This is a genomic window from Streptomyces millisiae (assembly GCF_031845425.1).
Lineage (GTDB): Bacteria > Actinomycetota > Actinomycetes > Streptomycetales > Streptomycetaceae > Streptomyces > Streptomyces millisiae.
This window is the reverse complement of record NZ_JAVREM010000382.1, coordinates 1-414: the sequence shown is the minus strand read 5'-3', so window position 1 is coordinate 414 and position 414 is coordinate 1. Positions and strand designations below refer to the sequence as shown.

Sequence of the window (414 nt, the reverse complement as noted above, 5' to 3'; positions counted from 1 at the left end):
CGGGCTCGGAGCTCCAGCTTGCGGTCGCCGCGCAGAAGCTGTTGGCCGACAAGGACATCAACGCCAGCGTGGTGTCGATGCCGTGCGTGGAGTGGTTCGAATCCCAGCCCAAGGAGTACCGCGATTCGGTGCTGCCCCCGGCGGTGTCGGCCCGGGTGGCGGTCGAGGCCGCGGTGGCGCAGAGTTGGTACAAGCTGGTCGGGGACACCGGCGAGATCGTCTCGATCGAGCACTACGGTGCCTCCGCCGACGACAAGACCCTGTTCCGCGAGTTCGGGTTCACGCCCGAGGCTGTCGCGGCCGCAGCGGAACGGTCCTTGGACAACTGACCGCACCGCGGTCGTGACAACTAACCGTCGACTAGCAGGAGAAGGCGAACATGACTCAGAACCCGAATCTCGCGGCGCTGAGCGC

At 66.7% G+C, this 414-nt stretch carries 1 protein-coding gene; it reads left to right on the top strand.

What is annotated here, in order from left to right:
* On the top strand, window positions 1-329 hold a 329-nt coding region (locus RNC47_RS37190), incomplete at its 5' end, for a transketolase-like TK C-terminal-containing protein (RefSeq protein WP_311605297.1).
* Between the last annotated feature and the right edge of the window lie 85 nt (window positions 330-414).